The organism is Anabaenopsis elenkinii CCIBt3563, from assembly GCF_015245355.1.
GTDB lineage: Bacteria > Cyanobacteriota > Cyanobacteriia > Cyanobacteriales > Nostocaceae > Anabaenopsis > Anabaenopsis elenkinii.
In genome coordinates this window covers 2,406,422-2,430,259 of the sequence record NZ_CP063311.1, presented here as the reverse complement: position 1 = coordinate 2,430,259, position 23,838 = coordinate 2,406,422, and the positions used below count along the sequence as shown (strand labels likewise).

The window sequence follows — 23,838 nt, the reverse complement described above, 5'->3', positions numbered from 1 at the left end:
AAGTTAACACAAAAAGATAATATCCTAAATATCAGCAGATGTTGAACCAATCGAAAACATTAAAACAATTACCCGCCCAGTGGATCACATCAGAGAATTTTCGCCCTTATGGTCAGGTGATTTTCCCCAGTAAAGACGGGAAGAATTTTGATGGGGAGGATGCTCAATTAAACTTAGAAAATGGAACGCCACGATTTTATATTATGAGGTTAGAAAACCGGGGGCGTAAGTTTGATAAAATTACCCGTCATTTGCAATGTACTCAATGTTTAGGTTCTTTAGGAGGAAAAGACTGGTTAATGGCAGTTTGTCCCCCTCACAATCATTTAAATGAGCCAGTATTAGCCCAGATGTCCGCCTTCCGTATACCGGGAAATTGCTTTATCAAATTAAACCAGGGTACTTGGCACGCAGGACCCTATTTTGACCATGAAGTGGTAGATTTTTATAATTTAGAACTGGCTGATACTAATGTAGTCGATCATTTTACTCATGATTTTTTCAGGAGTCATCAGTTGGAATTTGAAATGGTGACTTGAGTATAAATTTCCATAGAGTATGCAGGGGTGTATGTTTATACTACTCAAAATTAAGAAGGGAATGAGCAGAATAAATTATGATAACAGAAACCCCGTTCATACAAATAAGTTAAATAGTATGAAATACTAAAAGCAAAAATAGCGAAAATCACAGGAATGACATTACTCAGTTCCAGTTTGCGTTTATTGAAGATTTGCCATAAGTTCATGATGATAACTCCAGGCCATAAAATCGTTGTTACCAGAAATATTACAAAAGATAAAAATTTCTCCTCAGGAGCAGAAGTCGGATGACGCAGAGAAAATTTTAGCCAATTGGTAAAGAAATAGCAGCTCATCAGTAAATAGCTTAACAGTAGTGTTAGTTGTATCTGATTCATTTTTCACACTCCTTATGATTGGTTAGACTCCAGAGAATACAGCTATTATATGATGGGATTTCCCAAATACTGATATAAGTAAAGGTACCCTAATATTTTTTATTGAGATAATATTATCTATAGCAAGCAACTACAGTTAGTAGCTTGACTAAACAGTGTTTACATTAGTTGATTCTAGAAGGAATTGTCACAGGGGTGTAACCCCCAGTCAATAACTATACAGAAATAATGTATAAATCAACAAGGGTAAACTCCATCCACAGAATTCTAGAGGTTGTAATCAAAAAAATACGCAGAGTAATTCCCGATTTTGCCATTCTACTTTCTGACACCAGTAGGTAGGCAGTAATAAATGTTAAACTAGCTCAATGAGCCATGGAGATTTACAACTTGGAATTAGAAACGATGCGATAATTATAACCGAGATGGGAATCCTTTTGAATGTATTCTTTCATCCTATCAAGGTCTATAAATTCGTCAGCAACATCAATTAAATCCTCACTAGTTATTGTTCGCAAACTAACAACTTCAACGCGAGAACCTGTGGCGGTAACTGCATTAACAGCATAAGCTAAATCTCCGTCTCCACTGACTAAGATTGCTGTATCATAGTAGGGGGATAAGGTAATCATATCAACAGCAATTTCTACATTCAAGTTATGTTTTTTGGTATGGTCTGCCAATTGTACTTCTTTGGTAACCACACGATAACCATTTCGACGCATCCAAAAGAGAAACCCTTGTTGCTTTTCATTCGGGCGCGGACGTGTAGCACCTAGCCTTGAGGTATCGATAGCAGTATAAAAGAAAGCTCGCAATAATCGCGACCCCCCAGTTAAATAACACAGAAATTTGAGATAGTCGATTTCAAGACCCAATTGTAAAGCTGTCTGAAATAGACTGACGCCATCAATGAAAATAGCTACTCGACCACGATTTTCAACGTTTAAGGAGGAAGTATCAGATAATTGCTGTGGTTTTGGGGAATGTTCATGTTTCGCAGTATTTTTTATCAAGTTTTTTCTTGGTAAATCAGGTTCTTCCTGTGGTCGTTTGTGGGGCTTTTCTGCTTTGGTAAAATTGGTGCTACTCATTGACTCCTCTAGATTTTAAATCTGTCAACGCTTTTGGGTAATTTGTCAATAGTCTTGTTTGAGAGCGTAAATACAGCGACCATTTGCAACAGTTGAAATCCTCAAATCAAAGTCTGTGGATTTTTGGTGAGGGTGACTAGTTGCAAATAAACTCAAATTGTCATAATTGTAGAGATTCCCAAATGTCAAGGACTCAGAAATGAGCCACTCTTGTGCAAGCAGGTTTTACGCAATCTTTCCTGTGCCTACAGGTTGTTGTTCATGACTTACTTTTAATGCTATGTAGGTTCACAACAGGAAACCATAACTTGGGTGAAACCAGCTTCCTGTAATGCTAGAAGTAAGCTTTAACCTTTGGCAGTTATTTTCATTGTACATCTCTATGGAAAAATTCCACATTAAGGCAATCTTTGTATATTCATCTGGTAGGATTTACTCCTAACTCTGAGAGGATGTTTGGAAAGTGTTAAACAGGTAATTTTTATATTAGGGAACACCGGAACACCGGAACACCGGAACAGGGAATAGGGAGGAGGGAGCAGGGAATGGGGGATAGGGAATAGGGAATGGGGAATGGGGAATGGGGAACGCACAAAAAACAATAAAATCCAGTTCCCTCCCCTTACAAGGGGAGGGTTAGGGTGGGGTGAAACAATAGTTGGTACACTAATCATACCTTTTAAAACATCCTCTGAGAGGTTGTTTGATAAGTTTTCAACAGGTAATTTTTATCTTAGGGAACACCGGAACAGGGAACACCGGAAGGATTGGGGAACACGGTATGGCTAACGCCACGCTATCGCTATCGACTTCGCTCACCGACCGCACAAAAAACAATAAAATCCAGTCCCCTCCCCTTACAAGGGGAAGGTTAGGGTGGGGTTACACAATAGTTGATACACTAATCATGACTTGACAAACATCCTCTGAGTTGAAGTGATCAAAATCAAATATTAGTTATTGCTTAATTGAAAATTGCCTAGTTTATACTGAGATTACATCAGTAGCAAGTTATAATAAGAAATACCCCCAGTAGTTAACTGAGGGATTCTGCAAGTCGGTATTGTCGCATAAAGATATTTGAGAATTTAATCATACTAAATGTCAACTAAGAACATATGCCAAATTGCCGAATTGTTTTTGGTCGCTATCACTCTAGTACTATTGGTAGATGACCAAATTCATTTTGGGGAATGGGTCATGAAACCGAAACTACGTTTAAGATCATCAGTGAAGGTGTCTTTAGTAGTTTTGGCATGAAACGTATTGTCTTGATTGCTGGATTTGAATCGTTTAATGCTGACTTGTATAGGAATGCGGCGGAGTTAGCTAAATCACGGTGTCCTAATTTGGATATTCGGGTGTTTAGCGATCGCAATATTACCACTGACCCAGCAGCTGTAGAAGCAGCACTAGATGGCGCCGATGTCTTTTTCGGTAGCCTACTATTTGATTATGATCAGGTTTTGTGGCTGCGATCGCGCATTATGCAAATTCCCATCCGTCTGGTATTCGAGTCAGCCTTAGAGCTAATGAGTTTAACCAAACTGGGGAACTTTGCCATTGGCGACCAACCCAAAGGAATGCCAAAACCAGTTAAATTCATTCTGGACAAATTCAGCAACGGACGGGAAGAAGACAAACTTGCTGGGTATATTAGCTTCTTAAAAATCGGTCCTAAACTGCTCAAATTCATCCCAGTCCAGAAAGTTCAAGACTTACGTAACTGGTTAATTATCTATGGATACTGGAACGCAGGCGGTTTTGAGAACGTTGCAGCCCTATTTTGGATATTAGCAGAAAAATACTTAAATTTAAAGGTCGGCGAAATTCCCCCACCACAGGAAACCCCCGATATGGGGTTACTGCATCCTGAATATGAGGGATTTTTCACATCCCCCCGGGAATATTTAAACTGGTATCTTCAAAGACAGACATCATCAAAAAGCGAGGAACATACCACCACACCTATAGTAGGTATTCTGCTGTACCGTAAACACGTCATTACTAAACAAGCATACATTCCCCAACTGATTCGCAGTTTTGAGCAAGGGGGGTTAATTCCCTTACCCATTTTTATCAACGGAGTAGAAGGACACGTAGCGGTAAGGGATTGGATGACCACCGACTATGAAACCCAGCAACGAAAACAAGGTAATATAGAAACACCCTCACTGAGTGACCAAGCTCTCCAAGTAGATGCAATTGTTTCTACCATTGGCTTTCCTTTAGTAGGCGGCCCGGCCGGTTCCATGGAAGCAGGCCGTCAGGTGGAGATAGCTAAACGCATCCTAGCCGCGAAAAATGTACCTTACATAGTAGCAGCACCCCTGCTGATTCAAGATATTCACTCCTGGACACGTCAAGGTATCGGCGGGCTGCAAGGTGTAGTATTATATGCTTTACCAGAGCTAGATGGGGCAATAGATACTATTCCCCTTGGTGGTTTGGTAGGTGAACAGATTTATCTAGTTCCTGAACGAGTACAACGCTTAATTGGTAGAATTAAAAGTTGGGTTGCTTTACGCCAAAAGTCACCATCTCAACGGAAAATAGCGATTATTTTATATGGATTTCCCCCCGGTTATGGAGCTGTGGGGACTGCGGCTTTATTGAATGTTCCCCGCAGTTTAGTTAAGTTTCTCCACGCCCTCAAAGACCAAGGTTATGATGTTGGCCATATCCCCGAGGATGGAGAAGAATTAATTCGTCAGGTGAAAGCAACAGATGAAGAAATGGAAACCTGGCAAAAAAATCAGCCTTTTCCCACATCTGCTAATACTGTTCATGTCCGTAAATTAGAAAGATGGTTAGGGTATCTGCTGACTTCCCGCATCGAAAAACAATGGAAGTCTCTAAGCGGGACAGGAATTAAAACCTATGGGGAAGAATTACATATTGGCGGTGTAAAGTTAGGTAATATTTGGATTGGTGTACAGCCGCCTTTAGGTATACAAGGCGACCCGATGCGGTTAATGTTTGAACGGGATTTAACTCCCCATCCCCAATATGCGGCTTTCTATAAATGGCTACAAAATGATTTTGCAGCTGATGCTGTGGTTCACTTTGGGATGCATGGAACCGTGGAATGGTTACCCGGATCACCCCTAGGTAATACTAGTTACTCTTGGCCGGATATTCTATTGGGAGATTTACCTAATTTATATATATATGCGGCCAATAATCCTTCTGAGTCGATTTTGGCCAAGCGTCGCGGTTATGGGGTGTTAATTTCTCACAATGTCCCTCCCTATGGTCGCGCTGGTTTGTATAAAGAGTTGGTATCTTTGCGGGATTTAATTTCCGAGTATCGAGAAGACCCCCAGAAAAATTATGCTTTGAAGCCGGTTATTTGTAAGCAGATTGTGGATACTGGTTTAGATGCTGATTGTCCCTTTACTGATGCTCAACGGTTGGGAATTGCTTTTACTCCTGAGAATGTGAGGATGTTTAGCGCTCACGCCTTTGATGATTATTTGCTGAAGTTATATGAATATCTCCAGGTTTTGGAAAATCGTCTGTTTTCTTCTGGGCTGCATATTTTAGGGGAAGCCCCCAATGAGGAGGAGTTGGCGGGGTATTTGCAGGCTTATTTGGGAGAGCAACCCCAGGGAACCACAGAAAACACACAGCAGGAGAGGTTAGTTACTGATTTGTTGATGCAATCTTCAGATGAATTGAAGAATTTGTTACGGGGTTTGAATGGGGAGTACATTTTACCTGCGCCCGGGGGTGATTTACTGCGGGATGGTGCGGGGGTGTTACCTACGGGCAGAAATATTCATGCTTTAGACCCCTATAGAATGCCTTCTGCTGCTGCTTTTGGACGGGGGCGGGAAATTGCTCAGAAAATTATTTCCCAGCACTTAGCAGAACATCAAACTTATCCGGAAACCGTGGCGGTGATGTTATGGGGTTTGGATGCGATTAAAACTAAGGGTGAGTCCCTGGGGATTCTTTTGGAGTTGGTGGGAGCTGAACCTGTGAAGGAGGGAACAGGGCGTATTGTCCGTTATCAGTTAAAGCCTTTGACTGAGGTGGGACATCCCCGCATTGATATTTTGGCGAATATGTCGGGGATTTTTCGGGATAGTTTTGTCAATATTATTGAATTATTAGATGATTTGTTTCAACGGGCGGCTGATGCTGATGAACCCGAAGAGCAGAATTTTATTAGAAAGCACGCTTTAGCTTTGCAAGCCCAAGGGGTAGAGAATAGTTCTGCAAGATTGTTTTCTAATCCCCCTGGTGATTTTGGTTCTTTGGTCAATGATCAAGTTGTGGATGGTAATTGGGAATCTGGCGATGAGTTGGGTAATACTTGGGAAGGTCGTAATGTCTTTAGTTATGGTAGACAAGATCAGGGTCAGGCTAGACCAGAGGTTTTAAATACTTTATTGAAAACTAGCGATCGCATTGTGCAAGAAATTGATTCTGTAGAATATGGTTTAACCGATATTCAGGAATATTACGCTAATACTGGGGGTTTAAAAAAAGCCGCAGAAAAGCAAAGGGGTAAAAAGGTTACCACCAGCTTTGTGGAAAGTTTCTCCAAGGACAACACCCCCCGCAATCTAGAGGATTTACTCAGAATGGAGTACCGCAGTAAATTAGTCAATCCCAAATGGGCGCAAGCCATGGCTAATCAAGGTTCTGGGGGTGCGTTTGAAATTTCTCAACGGATGACAGCCTTAATTGGCTGGGGTGGTACTACAGGTTTCCACGATGACTGGGTATATGACCAAGCCGCAGATACCTATGCTTTAGATGCGGAAATGGCCGAGAAGTTACGCCAGGCCAATCCGGAAGCTTTTCGGAATATTTTAAGCCGCATGATTGAGGCTCATGGGCGGGGTATTTGGCAAGCGGATGCAGATAAAATAGGTAAATTGCGTCAGTTATATGAGTTAACGGAGCAGCAATTAGAAGGTGTGACCGTTTAACCATGTTCATCTGTGGTTGAATGCTTCTTCACTAACTGAATAACTGCAGCTGCTAAAGTCTCTGGTGGTACTGGTTTAGGTATGTGGATTTGAAAACCGGCGGAAATAGCCTGTTGTTGGTCAAACTCGGCGGCGAATGCGGTGACAGCAATGGCGGGAATTGTCCCACCTATTTCTGGGGGTAGTCCTCTAACTTTACGTAATAATTCATACCCATTCATATAAGGCATACCAATATCACTGACTAAAACATCTGGCCGGGACTTGAGGAGCACTTGCAATGCTTCCCATGCTGATCCTACCGTAGTTACCTCTGCCCCATACATTTTCAGCACAAAGGCAATAAAATCAAGGGAATCAGGATTATCATCTACAACTAAGATTTTTATACCATTTAAATCTAAAGCGTCCCTGTGCAGGATATTATGGGTTAATAACTCTGGGTGGGATGATTCCTGTCCATCAGTGACAGCGCATCTAGACAAAGGTAGTCTGACAGTAAAAGTGGCTCCGTGCCCTTCACCTAAACTAGAAGCCTTCACCGTACCCCCATGTAACTCTACTAACCGTCTCACAATGGCCAGACCCAAGCCTAGACCCCCATATTTGCGAGTGGTTGAACTATCCTCTTGACGAAAGTAATCAAATATGGATGGCAAAAAATCAGGGCTAATACCTTTCCCTGTATCACTGACTTGGATTTGAGCCATACAATTAGATTCCTCTAGGCGTACTTCCACTTTCCCCCCCGGGGAAGTAAACTTCACAGCATTAGACAGAAGATTCCAGACAATTTGTTGTAAGCGAGCCGAGTCACCGGTGATTTCTCCCACATTCTCCCCTAACATCGTCTCAATGGTAATTTCTTTCGCAGCAGATGCTAAACTAATGCTGTCTACAGCCGCCGAAATCGTCTTGGCTAGATTGATTTGACAAACATTTAAAGTCAGTTTGCCTTGAAGAATGCGAGATACATCCAGCAAATCTTCAATCAATTCCACCTGTAACTTAGTATTGCGTTCAATAATTTCCATAGCTTGAGCAGTCTTAACTGCATCCAGCTTGTGAGTTTTCAATAGCTGTACCCAACCGAGAATAGGATTAAGTGGGGTGCGCAATTCATGAGAAAGGACAGCAAGAAACTCATCTTTAATGCGGTTAGCCTTTTCAGCAGCTGTACGGGCTGCTTGTTGCTGTTCCAAGGCCTTCCACAGTTCTGCTTCTACCCGTTTTTGATCATCAATATCAGTAGAAGAACCAAACCACTTGATAATTTCCCCTTTGTGATTACGTAAGGGAAAAGCTAGCCCCAAGTGCCAACGATATTCCCCATCACTACCATGACGCAAGCGGTATTCTACCTGATATTTTTTACCTGTACGAAGACATTCACGCCAAGTATCTAGGCACATTTGCACATCTTCGGGATGCAGTACAGGTTGCCAGCCCCAACCTTGACTTTCCTCCCAGGTCATGCCTGTATACTCAAACCAGCGTTGGTTATAGTAGTCTAACCAGCCATCTGGGCGGGAAGTCCATACAATTTGTGGCACAGTGTCTGCCAAGGTCTTAAAACTTAATTCGCTTTCTTTAAAGGCTTCCCTGGCGCCGATATAATCTGTAATGTCAGTGTTACTACCGTACCATTTAACTATATTGCCTTCTTGGTCACGTAGAGGTAAAGCCTGCTGTAAAATCCAGCGATATTCCCCACTGCTAGCAAGCCAGCGAGCCTGGCTCTCGTATTCGCCGCCGGTTTGCACAGCATGATTCCACAGTTTTTCTACTCTTGCTAAATCTTCTGGATGCACAATTTCCGCCCATCTCTGAGCTTGCAGCTGTTCTAGTGTCTTACCTGTAAAATCGCGCCATCTTTGGTTAGAGTAATCCAATTCACCATTAGGTAATGCTGTCCATACCTGTTGGGGAATAGCTTCAGTGATTAACCGTAATTCATTTTCACGCTGTTGTAAAGCCTGTTCTGAGCGATGTCGTTCAATGGCTACAGCAGCCAGGTGAGATGCACTTGCAATCAATTGCCGCTCTGTTTTTTGCGGACTGCATACTGTGGGATAATACAGGGCAAAGGTTCCTAACACATGGCCTTGGCTATCTAAAATCGGTACTGACCAACAAGCTTTGAGATTATGGAGTAATGCTAGGTCACGATATTTTGCCCATTTGACATCCTCAGCAATATCTGAAACTATTACTGTTTGTTTAGTATAAGCAGCTGTGCCACAACTACCTACTTGTGAACCGACGGGTACACCATCTGCTAATGCCTGAATATATTCCTGCGGTAGGCTAGAAGAAACAGCAAAGTGTAATTTTGTTTGCGATTCATTCAGTAACATCACGGAGCAAAAAACGTTATTTAACCTCGACTCGATAGAGTTGGTTAAAGTCGTCAGAACCTCATGGAAAGATACACCTGTCGCAATCAATTTTAAAATCTCGTTTTGTAGGGATAGGATAATTTCGTTTTCCTTGCAACTAGTCACATTTTGGTGTAATACCATCCCTGCAAAAGTTTTTCCTTCCTGGTTGCGAATAGGAACAGCATGAGTTTCGTAAACTTGATTTTGATAGGTAATTTCTTGAACTGTATTTTCACCTGACAAGGCGGAATGATACACAGGTTCCAGGATTTTGCGGGTTTCCCCGGGAAATACTTCCCCAAGAGTCTTACCAATAATGGAATGGGGTTCGAGTCCCATTAGTCCTAATTCATTACCTTCACACACTAAGTAGCGTAAATTTTGGTCAAACACGTAAACAGCAGAGTTGGGAATATGCTGCATCAGGGTTTGATAGACTATTTCAGGTTGAGCTAGAATGGTGTTGCGTGACAGTAGTTCCCCTGGGTACTGTGCAACCTGCGGATTAATTTCTGGCTTAAAACCACTAATATCCCGTCCAACTGCATATAGTTCTCCCGGTTTCACTTGAGTTATTGTCCACCCCAACCACTTGTAAGAGCCATCTTGACAACGGTAGCGATTTTCTAAATATATACTAACTGTACCTGTTTGCAGTTGATTGATTTTTCCTAAATTTGCAGCTTGGTCATCTGGATGAATCAAATCAAACCAAGAGTAATTCCGCAGTTCAGCCAATGAGTAACCCAGTGTTTCACTAAAAGCCGAGTTGATTTGATCAAAATGCCAATCTAATTTGGTCACACATAACAAGTCAAGGGAACAGTGGAATAAATTATTCACTTGATTCTGGTTCTCATTTATGAATAAATTTTTATTTATTGCAATTACAGCATCACTGCTCACCTGGTAATTTTGTTGGTTGTGCATTATGTTAAATTCCCTGAATTTAACGGTACTGATGGTAAATTTAAAATTTATTTAAGTTAAACAAACTTTTACTTCTCATAGCTACTTCACAATCTGTGTTTATCTATGTTTAAAGCCTTTGGTGTGTTCCCTATTCCCTCAAACTAAAAAACTGTGTACCTCACGAGCTTGGGAAATGCTATATCTATGTTTATCTGTGGTTAATTAACTCTTTCCCCTACCTTACCGACGCGATAATAACGAATATAAATATATCTTAGCTTATAGATAACCCTAGATTTATAGCTAGTCTAACAAATAATTGCAAGTCGATAAACTAGGAGAATATTAGTATTTTGGAGCCAATTTAAAGGATTTATTACTAACATCTTCCTCTAAGAGGTTGTTTGATAACTTTTCAACAGGTAATTTTTATCTTAGGGAACAGGGAATAGGGAATGGGTAACACACAAAAAACAATCAAATCCAGTCCCCTCCCCTTACAAGGGGAGGGTTAGGGTGGGGTCAAATAATATTCGATACACTAATCATAACTTTTAAAACATCCTCTGAGGGATAACTGCTCCCATGCTCCCATTGAAGTAGAAAGTAAAGTCTAGTTTTGTCTAGGTTTTATATAGGAGTAAATGGAATAGCAAGAATGGTAAAACTACCAGGATAAATTTCGATCGCATAGGAAGGAACCAATGGTTGCGCTTGCGCAGGAAAAGCGGCGGTATTTAAATCTAGGCGATAGTTACCGGGTGGTAAGAAGACACGAAGACCATCATTTTCCCACTCCCATTGATATTGACTAATACTTTTATTATTAATGAATAATAGTTGCTCTAGCTTGTCAGTAATTATTTCATCACCTTGGTCTAGTTTGTGATTACGGTTATTATCAATGAAGGGTTGAATAAATAACCCTTGTTTAGCCAATCTGGGATTGATACTTCTAAAGCCTTGTTGGAGGTTAAAGCTACTATTAATTTGAATTTGGAAGGAAGAGGTATGAGAGAATTGTGAGATTGATTGGTATCTTGCGGACAAGTTTAATCCTGAAAGAATTGGTATAGTAAATGTAGCATTTATTCCTGAGCCATTGTTACTCATACCTGCTCCTACTCGCCACTGTAATCCATTTTTATCAGCATATTGCCAAGATAATTCTAAAAAATTTCTTTGAAATCGAGGAATGGGATTGATCAAAATATCATAGTTTTTTTGATAACCTTGATATCTCAAGGCAATTTGGTTATTCACAATATTAGGAGCACTGGGTAAGTTATAGTTAACTTCAGCATCTATCCCAGATAAATTAGTCCGAAAGGCAAAAATAAAGTTTCTATATGCTTTTCGTAGATTGAATGTATTATTAAAAGTCAAATTATGATTTCTGTCTAATAATATTTGAATGTTTAAATTATAATCATTTTGCCGGAAATTGATTTGTAAACTACCAGTGCCAAATAGTTGGCTGTTTGTGCTAGGATTGGCTTGATTTTGAATGTTGGCAAACAAGCGCATGGTTGTATTTTGACTGAGATTTAATAGATGATTTAAATCTAATCTTTGTGCGTATAAATCCCCATTAAATGTTAATTGTGTGTTGTGAAATAATCGATAGTTAATGCGACTGTAAATATTGGCACTTCCTTTGATTTGGTCTTGAGTATCAGCCATAACATACATACTCAAAGGAACATTTTGGGGATGAAAAAATAGCTCACCAATAGCATGAAGATGGCGATGATAAAATGCACCTATTCCTAATGTTAAACTTTCGGAAACTCCCCACTTTTTTTTGACTCCAGCTTGAAAATTAGAAAAATTGCCGATAATTTGAGAACTTTGGGGGGAGGGCGGTTGGTATAACCAACCAGCAGAAAATACAGAGGAGCTTGTTCCTGAAGTTAATTGTCCCTGTGTAAAAGCTAAGTTAATTACTTTAATTTGGGGTTTTGCTGTTAATCTTCCTCCTGGATGTTTTTCAACGACAAACACCCCACTACTAACATTAGGAAAGCGATAAATACCAATTTCATCTACTAATATTTCACCTAGGATATTTTTAGTGTCATGTTGGGGACGCAGAATGACCAAGGTTCCAGGTTCGGCTTTTCCCTCAATGGTACGTTTAACGTCTGCGGCTTGGTTACGTTGCTCTACATTAGTGCTTTGGGTAGGTGACAAAGTGTAACCATGGCGGTGAACTAATGACACTCCCCAGTATTGCTGAGAGAATGTCCTAGGCAAAAATGTTTGTTGTTGTCCGACAATATAGTCTTGGTGTGGCTCTGAATTTACCCACCCAAAGGAGTTAATTTGGAATTTTGGGTTTTCTAATATATTTCCTTGTTGAACTCCTAACCTCCATCCTCCCTTGAAAGCTGTACCAATGGCTTGAAAACTAGCTGAACTTTGAATGTTATTGTTATGAGAGCTATTAAACCGTATCTCTTGTAAAAGATGACTAAAGCTAAATAGGGGACCTGTGACTTTTGGTAACCCATCTAATAGTATTATATCATCTGGTTTTTCTCTAGTTACTTGAGGATCTGTTTGACTTAACCAGGGAGCTTGAATAAGCAATCTGTAGCTTTTAATGTCAAATTCGACTAGGACATCAAATAATTCTTCTATATCTTTAATTTTCAAGACTCTTCCCAAGTCTGGGTCTAGAGTGAGTTCTTTGGGGTTGATTCGCAGGATAAAATTAGGGGAGCGCAGTTCTAATTGACCATCTGCTAGTTCAGAGGTTTGAATACCTAGAGCTTGTAAAAATATTTGGTAAGGTATTTGCCAATTCTCTAAGTCTACTGCATCAAAACCATCTTCATAACCGCGAACTAAGGTACTCTCTACTACCAGACGATTATTGACAGATATACCCAGAGTTAAAATCTCTAACTCGGATGTGGTATGTGAGGTGGTCTCATCCTGTTGATGTAAATTAGTGAGCAAAGATCGGATGATATGGGTGGGTGAGTTATTTATTCGTAAAATTGACTGAAAATGATTACCTGGTTGGAGTAAGTTATGGTGTGAGGGGGAAGGGAGAATCGGACTTAATTCCTTGGCGGTGATCAATGCTGGTTTATGATTATCAAAATTAGCTATATTCTCGTTATTAAGGTCTAATTTTCTTTGTGATGTAGAGAAGGAATTGATATTTTCACCATGATAATCTTGAGCATGAAAAAGAACAGGATTTAATTCCTGGGAGGGGATTAATGGTGCTGTATAATCTAGAATTTCTAGTATAATATGGTTTTTTTCTTAACTGCTAATTTTGTTGATGATGGTCTTTGACCATGTTTGCAACTTTTATCATAGCTTCAGTTTCCCAAAGACAATTTATGATTTTAATTAATGATTGATTTAGGCGTGATCAGCAAAAATATTCTGAAATTCCGTAGAATAATACTTCTGGTTGTGTGTACCTAGGGTCTGAGTGTAGCCAGACTAATTACAAGTATATATTTTTACCCTAAATTTTATAATAACTGCCGAGCAAAAGCGATCGCATCTTCTGGGGTAGAAACTTTTCCCTCAGCTTGTGCAATGGCAATTTCTGTCAATAATTTGCCTAATTTGGGGGAAGGGGGAATATTTAGTGATATGATTAACTTATCGCCACTCACTAATTTAGTGGGATGGGCAACCAGATCATCAGGGTTCAGATACCGGCTGATTAATGGTGCATAGGCGCGCAGCGACTTGTGCCCTGAAGTCACCGATACCAAATTATCATCTATTAAGGCTAATATTATTGTAGCCGCAAATACATTTCCCGCCTCTTGGAAGAAGAAATACTGTTCTCGCACGGACATATGAGGGGATTTGAGTAGGGGAAGGAGTTTGAGGGCGGTGGTCACAGCCTGAATTTCTGCACGGCTGTAAGTCAGTGCTTGGAGTTGGGTTTTAGCAACTTCTGGGTTAGGGTGAACTAAACAAGCCAGTTTAGCAATACCCAAACAAGTAGTTTTGACGGTATCCCGGATATGCTGCTGTAATTTGACACCCAATTGCGGCCAATGTTGAGTAATCACACCAGCAAGTGTGTCTACTGTTGCTAATTTTTGCCAACTTTCGGGGGTAGCATGGGGAAAGAAAGGCGCAAGTAAATGATTTGACGCGGCCTTAAGTAGCCAAGATGTCCCTTGAGGATTTGCTAATAAATAACTAATTTCTCCCCGTACTCGTTCCGGGGCGACTTCTATGATCTGTGGTGCTAAGGTGGTAATAGTTGCCTGAGTAGTCGGTTCAATGGTAAAAGCAAGTTGGGCAGCTTGACGATATGCCCGCATTAATCGCAGAGGGTCATCTTTGAGGTTAGCTGGTGAGACCATGCGTAATATACCCCGTTGTAAATCATCATAACCGTGTAAGGGGTCGAAGATAGTTTGGGTGTGGAGATGATAGGCGATCGCATTAATGGTAAAATCTCTTCTATGCAAATCTGCCTCTAAACTATCTCCTTCCTGTTGGGCAAAATCCGCTGTGGCGTGGGGAAAGACGACCCGCGCAATTTGTCTTTCCGGGTCGAGTAGTACAAAACCGGCTTGATAATGACTGGCGATCGTCCGAGCTAGCTCCACCGCCTGAGATGGAACAATAAAATCCAGATCTAAATATTCACGAGTTCTACTCAACAGGGCATCACGCACTGCACCACCTACCATATAAGCAGATGGTGGTAGTAGTTGCCAGTTAAAAGGCCAATTTTCGGTAACCAGGGTGAGATTGCTCAAACTGTGGATTGTCATAAAAACCAACCCAACAACTAGTGAATACAAATTGGGCTTAAGTTACATTAACATTAATAGTAAAATAGGTTTTTGGAGTCAGTTCGATTATGTGTATTTGTGTGAACTGCCACTATGTAGACCGCTGTCAAACCTACCACGCAGTAGAAACACAGCACCAACAGCCACACCTAACTGAAAATCCCACCTTTGATCCGAGTGAACCTTCCATCAACGTCAATATTCGTACCAGCCAAGATGTCATTGAAATGGAGTGGGACGTGGTGGGTTGTTTGAGCTTTAAGCAGGAAGTGGGTAAGTGGTCAAAATTGCGTCCTGGAGAACTAGTACCAACCTGAGCCAAGAGATCACCATTAACAGCGGCTACTACAAAGTTACTAGGGTAGCCGTCAAACTTGAGCCTATGTTGACTCCTGTATCGATTCTTATCATTTGATGTACCCAACTCCCAGGGGAGTCTGATTTCTATCTAATATAGGTAAGTGAATCTGAAGTATAACATTGTAATTAATCGTGATTCAACAACTAGAAGACCTTGGAGCCAAAACCTACGCATTATCACTACACACAACCACCCCCTCACTGGGTCTGGCTATCAGTGATTTTAATAGTGAAAGTCGTACTCATACTTGGGATTTGGGGCGTGATTTATCTAGTTACATCCATCAATACTTAGTAGAATTTATTAAGCCCCACACTTGGGAAGAGTTAGGATTTATTGCCGTAGCTAAGGGTCCTGGTGGTTTTACCGGAACCAGGATAGGTCTTGTCATTGCCCGCACCTTAGGACAACAATTAAATATCCCTGTATTTACGATTTCTACCCTAGCGGCATTAGCTTGGGCTAAAAAACCTCAAAAGCCCCAAACACCGGGGGTTATAGCCGTAGAAATGCCAGCCCAAAGGGGAAAAGTCTTTGGTGGGATATATGAACCATTCCCTGAGCATTCCCGGCTGAGAACTTTATTAGCCGATGCTGTATTCACACCGGAAGCATGGCACAACACCTTAGCTAACTGGCAGGGTGAATATAAACTAATTAAAGCTACATCTAACTTGGCTATAACTGTAGGGAGTATTTTGGAATTAGCCTATTTAGATTGGCAACAAGGTCAACAACCGCACTGGTTAGAAGCAATACCATATTATGGGCAACATCCGGTAGAAACTTAACATATATTTACATTTTCCCTGTTTCCTGGACGCAACAGCGAGAAACAGGATAACCCATCCTCGCTGATCAGACACAACTAACTTGTCAAAGAAGCGATCGCTTGTTCAACAGTTTGTAAAGCCAAATTGACTTCCGCCTCAGTGACAATCAACGGGGGTACGAACCGGACAACCTTGGGACCTGCGGGGACTAACAACAAACTCTGCTCTAGAGCCTTCTGGACAATATCAGCGGCGGTCAGCTGAATATCTGCTTGTAACTCCATACCATTGATTAAACCCCAACCGCGGACTTGAGAAATCACATGGGGATATTTAGCGGCGATGGCGTTTAATCCATCACGTAACTGAGTACCTCTTGCTTCCACATTTGGCAAAATATTCTCTTTTTCCAAAGTCTGACAAACAGCCAAGGCCACACCACAAACAAAGGGGTTACCGCCAAAAGTACTAGCGTGTTCTCCTGGTTGAAAAACATCGCAGAACTTCTTACTCATCATCGCCCCAATGGGGATACCGCCACCCAAACCTTTCGCACTGGTAAAGATATCTGGTTCCACACCCAGATATTCATAACCCCATAGCTTACCAGTGCGTCCCATACCAACTTGTACTTCGTCAAAGATCAACAAAATACCAGTTTCATCACAAAGTCGCCGCAGCTTTTGGAAATAAGCGATATCTCCGGGGCGGACACCACCTTCTCCTTGCAGGGGTTCAATGAGAATTGCGGCGACACGATAATCACCTTCGTCTAACTCACTAATTGCGGCCTCAAATGCACTAACATCGTTATAGGGAACATATTCAAACCCGGGGACTAAAGGATCAAAGTATTTTTGATACTTTGGTTGTCCTGTAGCGGTGATGGTGGCCAAAGTCCGACCATGGAAACTAGCATTAGCTGTGAGAATAATCGGCTTGTCAATATCTAGAACTGTATGAGCATATTTGCGCGCTAGTTTAATCGCTGCTTCGTTAGCTTCAGCCCCGGAATTGCAGAAAAATACCCGGTCAGCACAGGAATGTTCAACTATCCATTGGGCTAATTCCCCTTGTTCGGGAATATAGTACAAATTAGAAACGTGGTGTAGCTTTTGGATTTGGCGCGTTACCGCCTCTACCATAGCCGGGTGGGCGTGTCCCAGGGTGCAAGTGGCTATTCCGGCTACAAAGTCCAGATATTCACGTCCCTGGGTATCCCAAACCCGACAGCCAGCACCCCGATCTAAAGCTAGGGGAAACCGAGCATAGGTTGACATGACAGCTTCATTGAAGCTATCAGCATCAAAAGGGCTGGATGACATAGAATTTGATGTTGGGGGGATAGTAGCTTGCTCAATGAGAGTTTCTCTACTCACGGCCACGCCTCCTGATATCTCTTTAATTTTAATAGTCACTTACTAGTTTGCTAGAAATTATTAAAAATAACATTTTATTTATTAAATCTGATACTTTTTTTAGGTGAGGGGTTCAACACTCTGCCAAACCATGGTAACGGTAAAATAACTTTGTATTCCACACTTGAGAAAAAATACCGAAGACTGCAACAAGAACTGACTCTGGGGACTATTTCCCTGGGGGGTGTTTTCCTGACCGGTACTTTATGGTACAAGTTCATGGAGGGGTGGTCATGGGAAGAAGCGGCTTATATGACCGTGATTACCTTAACTACTGTGGGTTTTGGGGAGACTAATCCCTTGAGTAGACAAGGACGATTATTTACAATCGCCTTAATTTTGTTGGGTGTAGTCACTATTGGTTACATGATCAATAGATTCACAGAAGCCGTGATTCAGGGCTACTTTCAAGAAGGCATGAGACTACGGCAACAGAGAAGGTTAATGGAAACTCTGACACAACATTATATCATCTGTGGATTTAGTCGCACCGGGCGTCAAATTGCTAAGGAATTTCAGGCGGAAAATGTCACCTTTGTCGTAGTTGATTCGGATTTAGAATCTGTAGAACAGGCACAGGCAGAAGGGTATATAGTATATCAGGGTGATGTGACTCTAGATGACACCCTCTTGAAGGTAAGGGTAGACCGATCAGTTTGCATTGTGGCGGCTTTACCTTCTGATGCGGAAAATTTATATACTGTGTTAACCGCAAAAACATTGAATCCGAAAATTAGAGCGATCGCCCGGGCTAGTACGGAGGAATCTGCAAAAAAAATACAGCGTGGTGGGGCAGATATCGTGGTTTCACCTTACATTACCGGTGGTAAGCGGATGGCTGCAGCAGCCTTAAGACCCCAGGTGTTAGATTTTGTTGATGATTTTATTTCTGGTACAGACCGCAAGTTTTATATGGAACAGTTTCTCGTAGACCCCCTGGTGTGTCCCCTTGTGGGTCAAAGTTTGAAACAAACAAGATTGCGATCGGACTCTGGAGCTTTAGTGATTGCCATTCGCCGGGCTAATGGTAGTTTGATTGGCGGTCCGACTGGGGATACTATTTTATTATCTGGAGATACACTCATTTGCATGGGAACATCTGACCAATTACGTAGGCTCAACCAAATTCTCATCCCTATTAATGCTCAACCACGGGAACGAGGGAGAAATATTTAATCCTAATATCCAAGTAAAGTGTGTCTATTAAATTCAATTCCAACCGTGTAAGGGTGCAATTTCTTTGGTAAAGGTGGCGATGACTTTTGGTGGTGCAACTGATATTAAAATACTCGGATAAACTGCTGCACCCCATAGGGGATGAATCAGTACACGACATTTATTTTTGAGCACTGGATAGTTGAGCAAGGCTTGTACTACTGCTGTGTCGTTGTGGGGAATTTCTCCCGGATGAGACAGTAAAGGGTAACCGGTACAGGGATCAATTAGGTCTGTTAAATAGCCGTGATCTTGCAGTTTAAATGCTAAATCACAACCAAAGCGCATAAACTTTTCTCGTAAGCGTTCTTTTTCTAATTCTGTTGCTGTGGTTCTTCTTACTAGTTGATAACGTGATTGTTGCAAAACAATTACAACCCATAAATCAGGTTGACTTTTCCAGTCTGGTAATATCCGTTCGCAGTTGGCACAGATATACTGACTAGGGGGATGAATAGAAATCTGCACCGCTTGTCCTGTTTCGCCAACTAAATTAATAGGACAGGTTTGCTCCGATAGCGATAGCGTGGCGTTAGCCATAGTGTAAACTGGGGAATAGTTCACTATATTAATTCGGGTTTCGCAAGTTTTATATTCAACTATTGCTATGATGATAACTCTTAAAAGTTAATAAAACTCATGAAATTTGCAGAATTATTGATGTTTCTTAAAATTTGTTGTGTATGAGTGCTGATTTTTTCAGTCTGATGTTTATGGTTTATTAGGTTATACGTATAAATCATCATACATTTAATACTTACAGCACTTTTCAAGTAAATAAAGTACACACTTTAATATCATAAATCTTGTGGGGTGGGCATCCTGCCTGCCCTGCCGTACCCACTCAGATCAAATGCGCTGTATATTAGGGAAAATTCCCCCAGGAACTATAATAAAGGTCAAAACCTCAAGGGTATGACCTTTATAAAAGACTGGGGTCTAATTAAGTTTGAGAGCATTAACTGGGACTTCATCCCAAGAGTTAACGATTCGCAATTGTGCTACCCAACCGGCTAATTTTTGGCTATCAGTCAAATTTTCTTCAAAGGATTGATGACAGTGTTTAGCTTGGGATTCATCACAACAAGCAATACAAGCGTGAATCATACCCGAAGGATCAATTTGCTCGTTTACCCAAATTGTCATAGGATACATCCCCCTAAGGTAATTAAAATTATGTTTTTAGAATACTACTCAACAGAGGGACTTGAATCAATAAACTCACAACTGCTGGGGAATTAGAAAACATCAGCGGGGTCAGCTTTACGTAGTTTACCCATGGCGATCGCACCGGAAATACTACACATAGTAACTGTAAGAATAAATACAGTCATGGCTCGTTCTACCTTCATAGTTATGGGTAGCATGGTGGCGGCGTAGGTTAACTGATATAATCCAAATGACAGGAAAAAAGCGGGGATATAACCTAAAATAGCTAAAAATAACGCCTCTTGTAGCAAAACCCCCAACAGATAGCCATCGGTATATCCAATGGCTTTAAGGGTAGCGTATTCTGGTAAGTGTTCGGAGACATCAGAGTAAAGAATCTGGTAGACAATGACTATACCGACAATAAAGCCCACGACCACACCTAAACCAAAAATGAAACCAATCCCAGTACTTTCAGACCAGTAATTCTGTTCTATTTGGGCGAAATCTTCTATGGTTAATACTTTAATATCATTGGGTAAGCCTGCGGCTAGTTGCGATCGCATTTCCTCAATATTTACACTAGGCTTGAGTGTAATCAATCCTACTTCTACCTTGTCTCTTGCACGTTCGGGGAAGAGTTGCAAAAAGGTAGAATCACTAGTAATAACATTCCCATCCGCAGCAAAGGAAGCACCATTATTAAATAACCCGCGAACAGTGATGGCTTTATTATTCAGTTCTGTGTCAAAGTTACCTGTTTTCGCGAAAATCTCACCCACTGGGCCATATTCTGGACGACCATCTTGATCAAACAACACTTGATACAATGATTTGAGATGATCCTGATTTTGTTGTACTTGGGGAAACTTAAACGCCGGTGCTACAGGGTCGATACCCCAAACTAAAATAGCACGATCAAGACGTGTTTGGGGATTGCGCCATTGTGCAGTGCCAATATAAACAGAATTTACCGATTCTACACCCTCATAACCCAATGTTTGATATAGTCTTTGTCTGGAAAAGCTTTTGACTGAAAATAAAGTTTGAAATTGCGGATTAATTAAAACTAAATCTGCTTGTAGGTTCCGATGGGGTTTAGTAGCTGCATCAAATAGCGCACTTTCAAACCCTAGCTGAATAAACATCAGCATATCAGCAAATGTAATACCTGCCACTGCGACTAGTAAACGAGTTTTTTCCTTCATTAACTGTCGCCATGCAAGGGGGGTTTTATGTAAAAATTTGAAAAACATATAGAAATCCGGTTTGGTTTCTGAATTGATTTGTCTAGGTAGGGAACAGGGAACAGGGAACAGGGAACAGGTAAGAAGAATTGCCGTGTGTACTGAGTCTTGTGCAAAAATCAAATAGGAGTCTTATATGAGTGTTATAATTCAATGGCTGTTTGCACTTGTAAGTTAGTTAATCCCGCTACTTTTTGACTGTCTGTGGGATCTAGGCGAATTCTTACCTCAATGACTCGACTATCTAGGTTTTCCCCTGGTTGGTTGCTAAATACGTTTTGTCTATTTACCTGTAAACCAATTTGGGAAACTGTCCCCCGCAATTCACCATCAAATGCTTGACTGGTAACTACTGCTGATTGTCCTAGTTGAATTTTACTAATATCGGTTTGATACACTTGGGCTATAGCAATCATTTGCTGGGTTTGTGCTAATTGCGCAATTCCATCATCCCCAATTTTTTCGCCCTTGCGGGCGTGAATTTTCAGGATTTGTCCCTGTATTGGTGCTTTAATATAGGCAGATTCTAAGTTGGTTTTCATTTGTTTGAGTACGGCGGTTGCATTCTCAATTTCACTTTTGGCTACTTGTACATCTACGGGGCGAATTTCACTAATACTGTTGAGTCTGGCTTTTGCTTCTGTGATTTGTTTATTCCCGGTGGAGTTGATGCGCTTGAGCGCAACTTGCGCTTGGGTTAATTCTCTGCTTGCTGTGGAGTTAATGCGATTGAGAACTGCTTGCGCTTGTTTTAGTTGCTGTTGTGCGATGTCTAAACTTAAGCGTTTATTGTCAAATAAAGAATGAGAAATTACTCCATCAGCAGATAGTTGCTGATAACGTTCATATTCCCCTTGGGCGTTATTCAGTTCTACTTGCAGTTTGTTAATTGTCGCCTCTTGTGCTATTCTTTCCCCTAGCCATTGTGCTTCTATGCGGGCGATCGCTTCTTCCTGGGCGATGATGTCTGTTTCTAACTGGGATTGTAAACGTTCAATTGTTGCTTGTTGCGCCTGAATCTCTCCAGTTTTAGCCCCTGCTTGAATTTGAGCTAGTTTAGCTTCAGCTACTCCCAGCTGTTTTTCTGCTTGGACTACAGCAGTTTGCAGACGAGTTCTTGAGTCCAGAATTGCTAATACTTGCCCAGATTTGACTGGCTCTCCTTCCTGTACTAAAATCTCACCTATGCGATCGCCATCTAATTGTAGTGGTGCTGATAGGCTAATTACTTCTGTTTCTGGTTCTAGTCTTCCTAGGGCGGTAACTCTGGTTGCAGTTGGCTGATTTTCTACGGCTACGGTATTTTCACTACTTGAATTAAACTGGGATAGGCCATAAATAGCAATTCCCGATGTGATCACTGTGGCACCTACCACTAATATAATTAACTTTTGATGGCGAATTTTAAATGGCACATTTCGGGACATTTTTACCTCTTCAATTACTGTTTGTGCGATCGCCGGAGTTTAATAGGGCACCGCAGGATGCCCACCCCACAAGATTTATAATATTCAGGTGTGTACTTTATTTACTAGGACTTACGCATTGACAAAAAATATGATCTATGATATCTAGATCATGCGATCGCTATTAAGATTAGCAAAAATATGCTCACGTACAACTAAAGTAAACAGATTCCGTTGTATTTCATACCAATTGCTAATTATTTTTTCAGAGCGCATAAACTCCAACTTAACAAAAGCTTGAAGTGAACAAAAGATGTGAGTCTTAATTGCATGAGTATCCCTAACCATGAACCGACAAATTCCACATACTTGTTTTATGGCTCGATGAAAGGTTTCAATTCCCCAATGAGTATCATGAATTGTCATAAATTCATTTCTAGTTATATCCTCGATTCTTTCCTCATCTGGAAGATACAAAATATAGTGTCTAGAGTCTTCTTTTTTAAAGTCTTTCCTCAACAACTTTATAAATCCAAATTCTTTCAGATGAGTCCTTAATCCTTCTTCGGGAATAGCCAGAGTGCTTACTTGACAATACTTGTGTGGCTCATTTGAAACAGTTCTATTTTTTTCAATTCCGAAGAGAAAACCCAATTTCTGGTTTTTTAGGAATTTCAAATTTTCTACTCCTGAATACCAACTATCACCTGTTACAATTCTGGGTTTGACTCCCCAGCTTATTATTTCACTTACCATTTCTCTAAAATAATCGTTTTTTGTTTTTCCCTCCTTTTTATCATATATTCTGTAATTTATTGGCACTGAATTACCATGAATATCACTGTAATATAGAGTGATTAAATTTAAGCCAATAATTGTTTTATGGGCTTTACCTGACCAAAAATAACCGATTAATTCAGCATTTTTGGGGTCGCTGTAAATCTTTTCTATCACTGTATCATCTACACTTAGTATTCCTCCTACCAAGTTAATAACTTTTTCTATAATGTTGAATAAATCTTTCGGTTCATATCGCTCTCTCAATAAAAAGCGATTCACACTATCATGTGAAACGTCTCCTAATATCTCTGCTAACCTACTGCACCCCCCAAACTTTGGCTCTGACAGTAAAAATAAGGTGTATAGGTCTAGATTGCATTGCGCTGTGGATGGTTTCGTGATTTTTCTAATTGTCTGATACCTAGCAAGTAGACGACCTATATTTATCAA

At 40.9% G+C, this 23,838-nt stretch carries 15 protein-coding genes; 5 read left to right on the top strand and 10 right to left on the bottom strand.

Annotated elements, in window-relative coordinates:
* Positions 1 to 41: 41 nt before the first annotated feature.
* Positions 42 to 539: an ureidoglycolate lyase gene (locus IM676_RS10665; RefSeq protein ID WP_200990167.1), complete on the top strand. Its 498-nt coding sequence runs from the start codon at positions 42 to 44 to the stop codon at positions 537 to 539.
* A 763-nt stretch (positions 540 to 1,302) separates the two neighbouring features.
* Here the strand turns inward: IM676_RS10665 and IM676_RS10655 are convergent.
* A complete protein-coding gene (locus IM676_RS10655; RefSeq protein WP_200986896.1) occupies positions 1,303 to 2,013 on the bottom strand; it encodes a LabA-like NYN domain-containing protein in 711 nt (236 codons plus the stop codon).
* Positions 2,014 to 3,269: 1,256 nt separating this feature from the next.
* Here IM676_RS10655 and bchH point away from each other — a divergent pair.
* On the top strand, positions 3,270 to 6,956 hold the full coding sequence (bchH, locus tag IM676_RS10650) for a magnesium chelatase subunit H (protein WP_200990166.1): 3,687 nt from the start codon (positions 3,270 to 3,272) through the stop codon (positions 6,954 to 6,956).
* Here the strand turns inward: bchH and IM676_RS10645 are convergent.
* The 3 genes from IM676_RS10645 to IM676_RS10635 all read right to left on the bottom strand — a co-directional run bounded on the left by IM676_RS10645 (position 6,953) and on the right by IM676_RS10635 (position 15,018).
* The gene (locus tag IM676_RS10645) at positions 6,953 to 10,267 is read right to left on the bottom strand and encodes a PAS domain-containing protein (RefSeq protein ID WP_200986895.1); all 3,315 of its coding nucleotides are present in this window, start codon (positions 10,265 to 10,267) and stop codon (positions 6,953 to 6,955) included. The two genes, bchH and IM676_RS10645, sit on opposite strands and share 4 nt — an antisense overlap.
* Before the next feature lie 612 nt (positions 10,268 to 10,879).
* Positions 10,880 to 13,213: a hypothetical protein gene (locus tag IM676_RS10640; RefSeq protein ID WP_200986894.1), complete on the bottom strand. Its 2,334-nt coding sequence runs from the start codon at positions 13,211 to 13,213 to the stop codon at positions 10,880 to 10,882.
* A gap of 533 nt (positions 13,214 to 13,746) precedes the next feature.
* Positions 13,747 to 15,018 carry a tRNA nucleotidyltransferase/poly(A) polymerase family protein gene (locus IM676_RS10635; RefSeq protein ID WP_200986893.1) on the bottom strand — a complete coding sequence of 424 codons (1,272 nt, stop codon included), beginning with the start codon at positions 15,016 to 15,018 and terminating at the stop codon, positions 13,747 to 13,749.
* A gap of 89 nt (positions 15,019 to 15,107) precedes the next feature.
* Between IM676_RS10635 and IM676_RS10630 the strand changes: the two genes are divergently transcribed.
* Both IM676_RS10630 and tsaB read left to right on the top strand, forming a co-directional pair.
* Complete coding sequence (locus IM676_RS10630) at positions 15,108 to 15,356, top strand: Ycf34 family protein (RefSeq protein WP_200986892.1); 249 nt, start codon at positions 15,108 to 15,110, stop codon at positions 15,354 to 15,356.
* Positions 15,357 to 15,531: 175 nt separating this feature from the next.
* On the top strand, positions 15,532 to 16,191 hold the full coding sequence (gene tsaB / locus IM676_RS10625; RefSeq protein ID WP_200986891.1) for a tRNA (adenosine(37)-N6)-threonylcarbamoyltransferase complex dimerization subunit type 1 TsaB: 660 nt from the start codon (positions 15,532 to 15,534) through the stop codon (positions 16,189 to 16,191).
* A 77-nt stretch (positions 16,192 to 16,268) separates the two neighbouring features.
* Here tsaB and IM676_RS10620 read toward each other — a convergent pair whose 3' ends face one another.
* Positions 16,269 to 17,552: an aspartate aminotransferase family protein gene (locus tag IM676_RS10620; protein ID WP_200990165.1), complete on the bottom strand. Its 1,284-nt coding sequence runs from the start codon at positions 17,550 to 17,552 to the stop codon at positions 16,269 to 16,271.
* 150 nt (positions 17,553 to 17,702) lie between these two features.
* Between IM676_RS10620 and IM676_RS10615 the strand changes: the two genes are divergently transcribed.
* Entirely contained in the window at positions 17,703 to 18,767 is a 1,065-nt protein-coding gene (locus tag IM676_RS10615) for a potassium channel family protein (protein ID WP_200986890.1), read from the top strand.
* 33 nt (positions 18,768 to 18,800) lie between these two features.
* Here the strand turns inward: IM676_RS10615 and IM676_RS10610 are convergent, their stop codons facing one another.
* From IM676_RS10610 to IM676_RS10590, 5 genes are all read right to left on the bottom strand, one after another.
* Positions 18,801 to 19,373 carry a methylmalonic aciduria and homocystinuria type D protein gene (locus IM676_RS10610; protein WP_225880512.1) on the bottom strand — a complete coding sequence of 191 codons (573 nt, stop codon included), beginning with the start codon at positions 19,371 to 19,373 and terminating at the stop codon, positions 18,801 to 18,803.
* A gap of 372 nt (positions 19,374 to 19,745) precedes the next feature.
* On the bottom strand, positions 19,746 to 19,952 hold the full coding sequence (locus IM676_RS10605) for a glycogen debranching protein (protein ID WP_200986888.1): 207 nt from the start codon (positions 19,950 to 19,952) through the stop codon (positions 19,746 to 19,748).
* 92 nt (positions 19,953 to 20,044) lie between these two features.
* Complete coding sequence (devC, locus tag IM676_RS10600; RefSeq protein ID WP_200986887.1) at positions 20,045 to 21,211, bottom strand: ABC transporter permease DevC; 1,167 nt, start codon at positions 21,209 to 21,211, stop codon at positions 20,045 to 20,047.
* 134 nt (positions 21,212 to 21,345) lie between these two features.
* Positions 21,346 to 22,629 carry an ABC exporter membrane fusion protein gene (locus IM676_RS10595; protein WP_200986886.1) on the bottom strand — a complete coding sequence of 428 codons (1,284 nt, stop codon included), beginning with the start codon at positions 22,627 to 22,629 and terminating at the stop codon, positions 21,346 to 21,348.
* A 144-nt stretch (positions 22,630 to 22,773) separates the two neighbouring features.
* The gene (locus IM676_RS10590) at positions 22,774 to 23,799 is read right to left on the bottom strand and encodes an IS701 family transposase (protein ID WP_200990024.1); all 1,026 of its coding nucleotides are present in this window, start codon (positions 23,797 to 23,799) and stop codon (positions 22,774 to 22,776) included.
* Positions 23,800 to 23,838 lie beyond the last annotated feature (39 nt).

Excerpts from the sequence above, each read along its gene's own strand:
- IM676_RS10645 (WP_200986895.1), bottom strand. The coding sequence starts at position 10,267 with ATGCACAACCAACAAAATTACCAGGTGAGCAGTGATGCTGTAATTGCA.
- bchH (WP_200990166.1), top strand. The coding sequence starts at position 3,270 with ATGAAACGTATTGTCTTGATTGCTGGATTTGAATCGTTTAATGCTGAC.
- IM676_RS10605 (WP_200986888.1), bottom strand. The coding sequence starts at position 19,952 with ATGACAATTTGGGTAAACGAGCAAATTGATCCTTCGGGTATGATTCAC.
- IM676_RS10655 (WP_200986896.1), bottom strand. The coding sequence starts at position 2,013 with ATGAGTAGCACCAATTTTACCAAAGCAGAAAAGCCCCACAAACGACCA.
- IM676_RS10630 (WP_200986892.1), top strand. The coding sequence starts at position 15,108 with ATGTGTATTTGTGTGAACTGCCACTATGTAGACCGCTGTCAAACCTAC.
- IM676_RS10595 (WP_200986886.1), bottom strand. The coding sequence starts at position 22,629 with ATGTCCCGAAATGTGCCATTTAAAATTCGCCATCAAAAGTTAATTATA.
- devC (WP_200986887.1), bottom strand. The coding sequence starts at position 21,211 with ATGTTTTTCAAATTTTTACATAAAACCCCCCTTGCATGGCGACAGTTA.
- IM676_RS10635 (WP_200986893.1), bottom strand. The coding sequence starts at position 15,018 with ATGACAATCCACAGTTTGAGCAATCTCACCCTGGTTACCGAAAATTGG.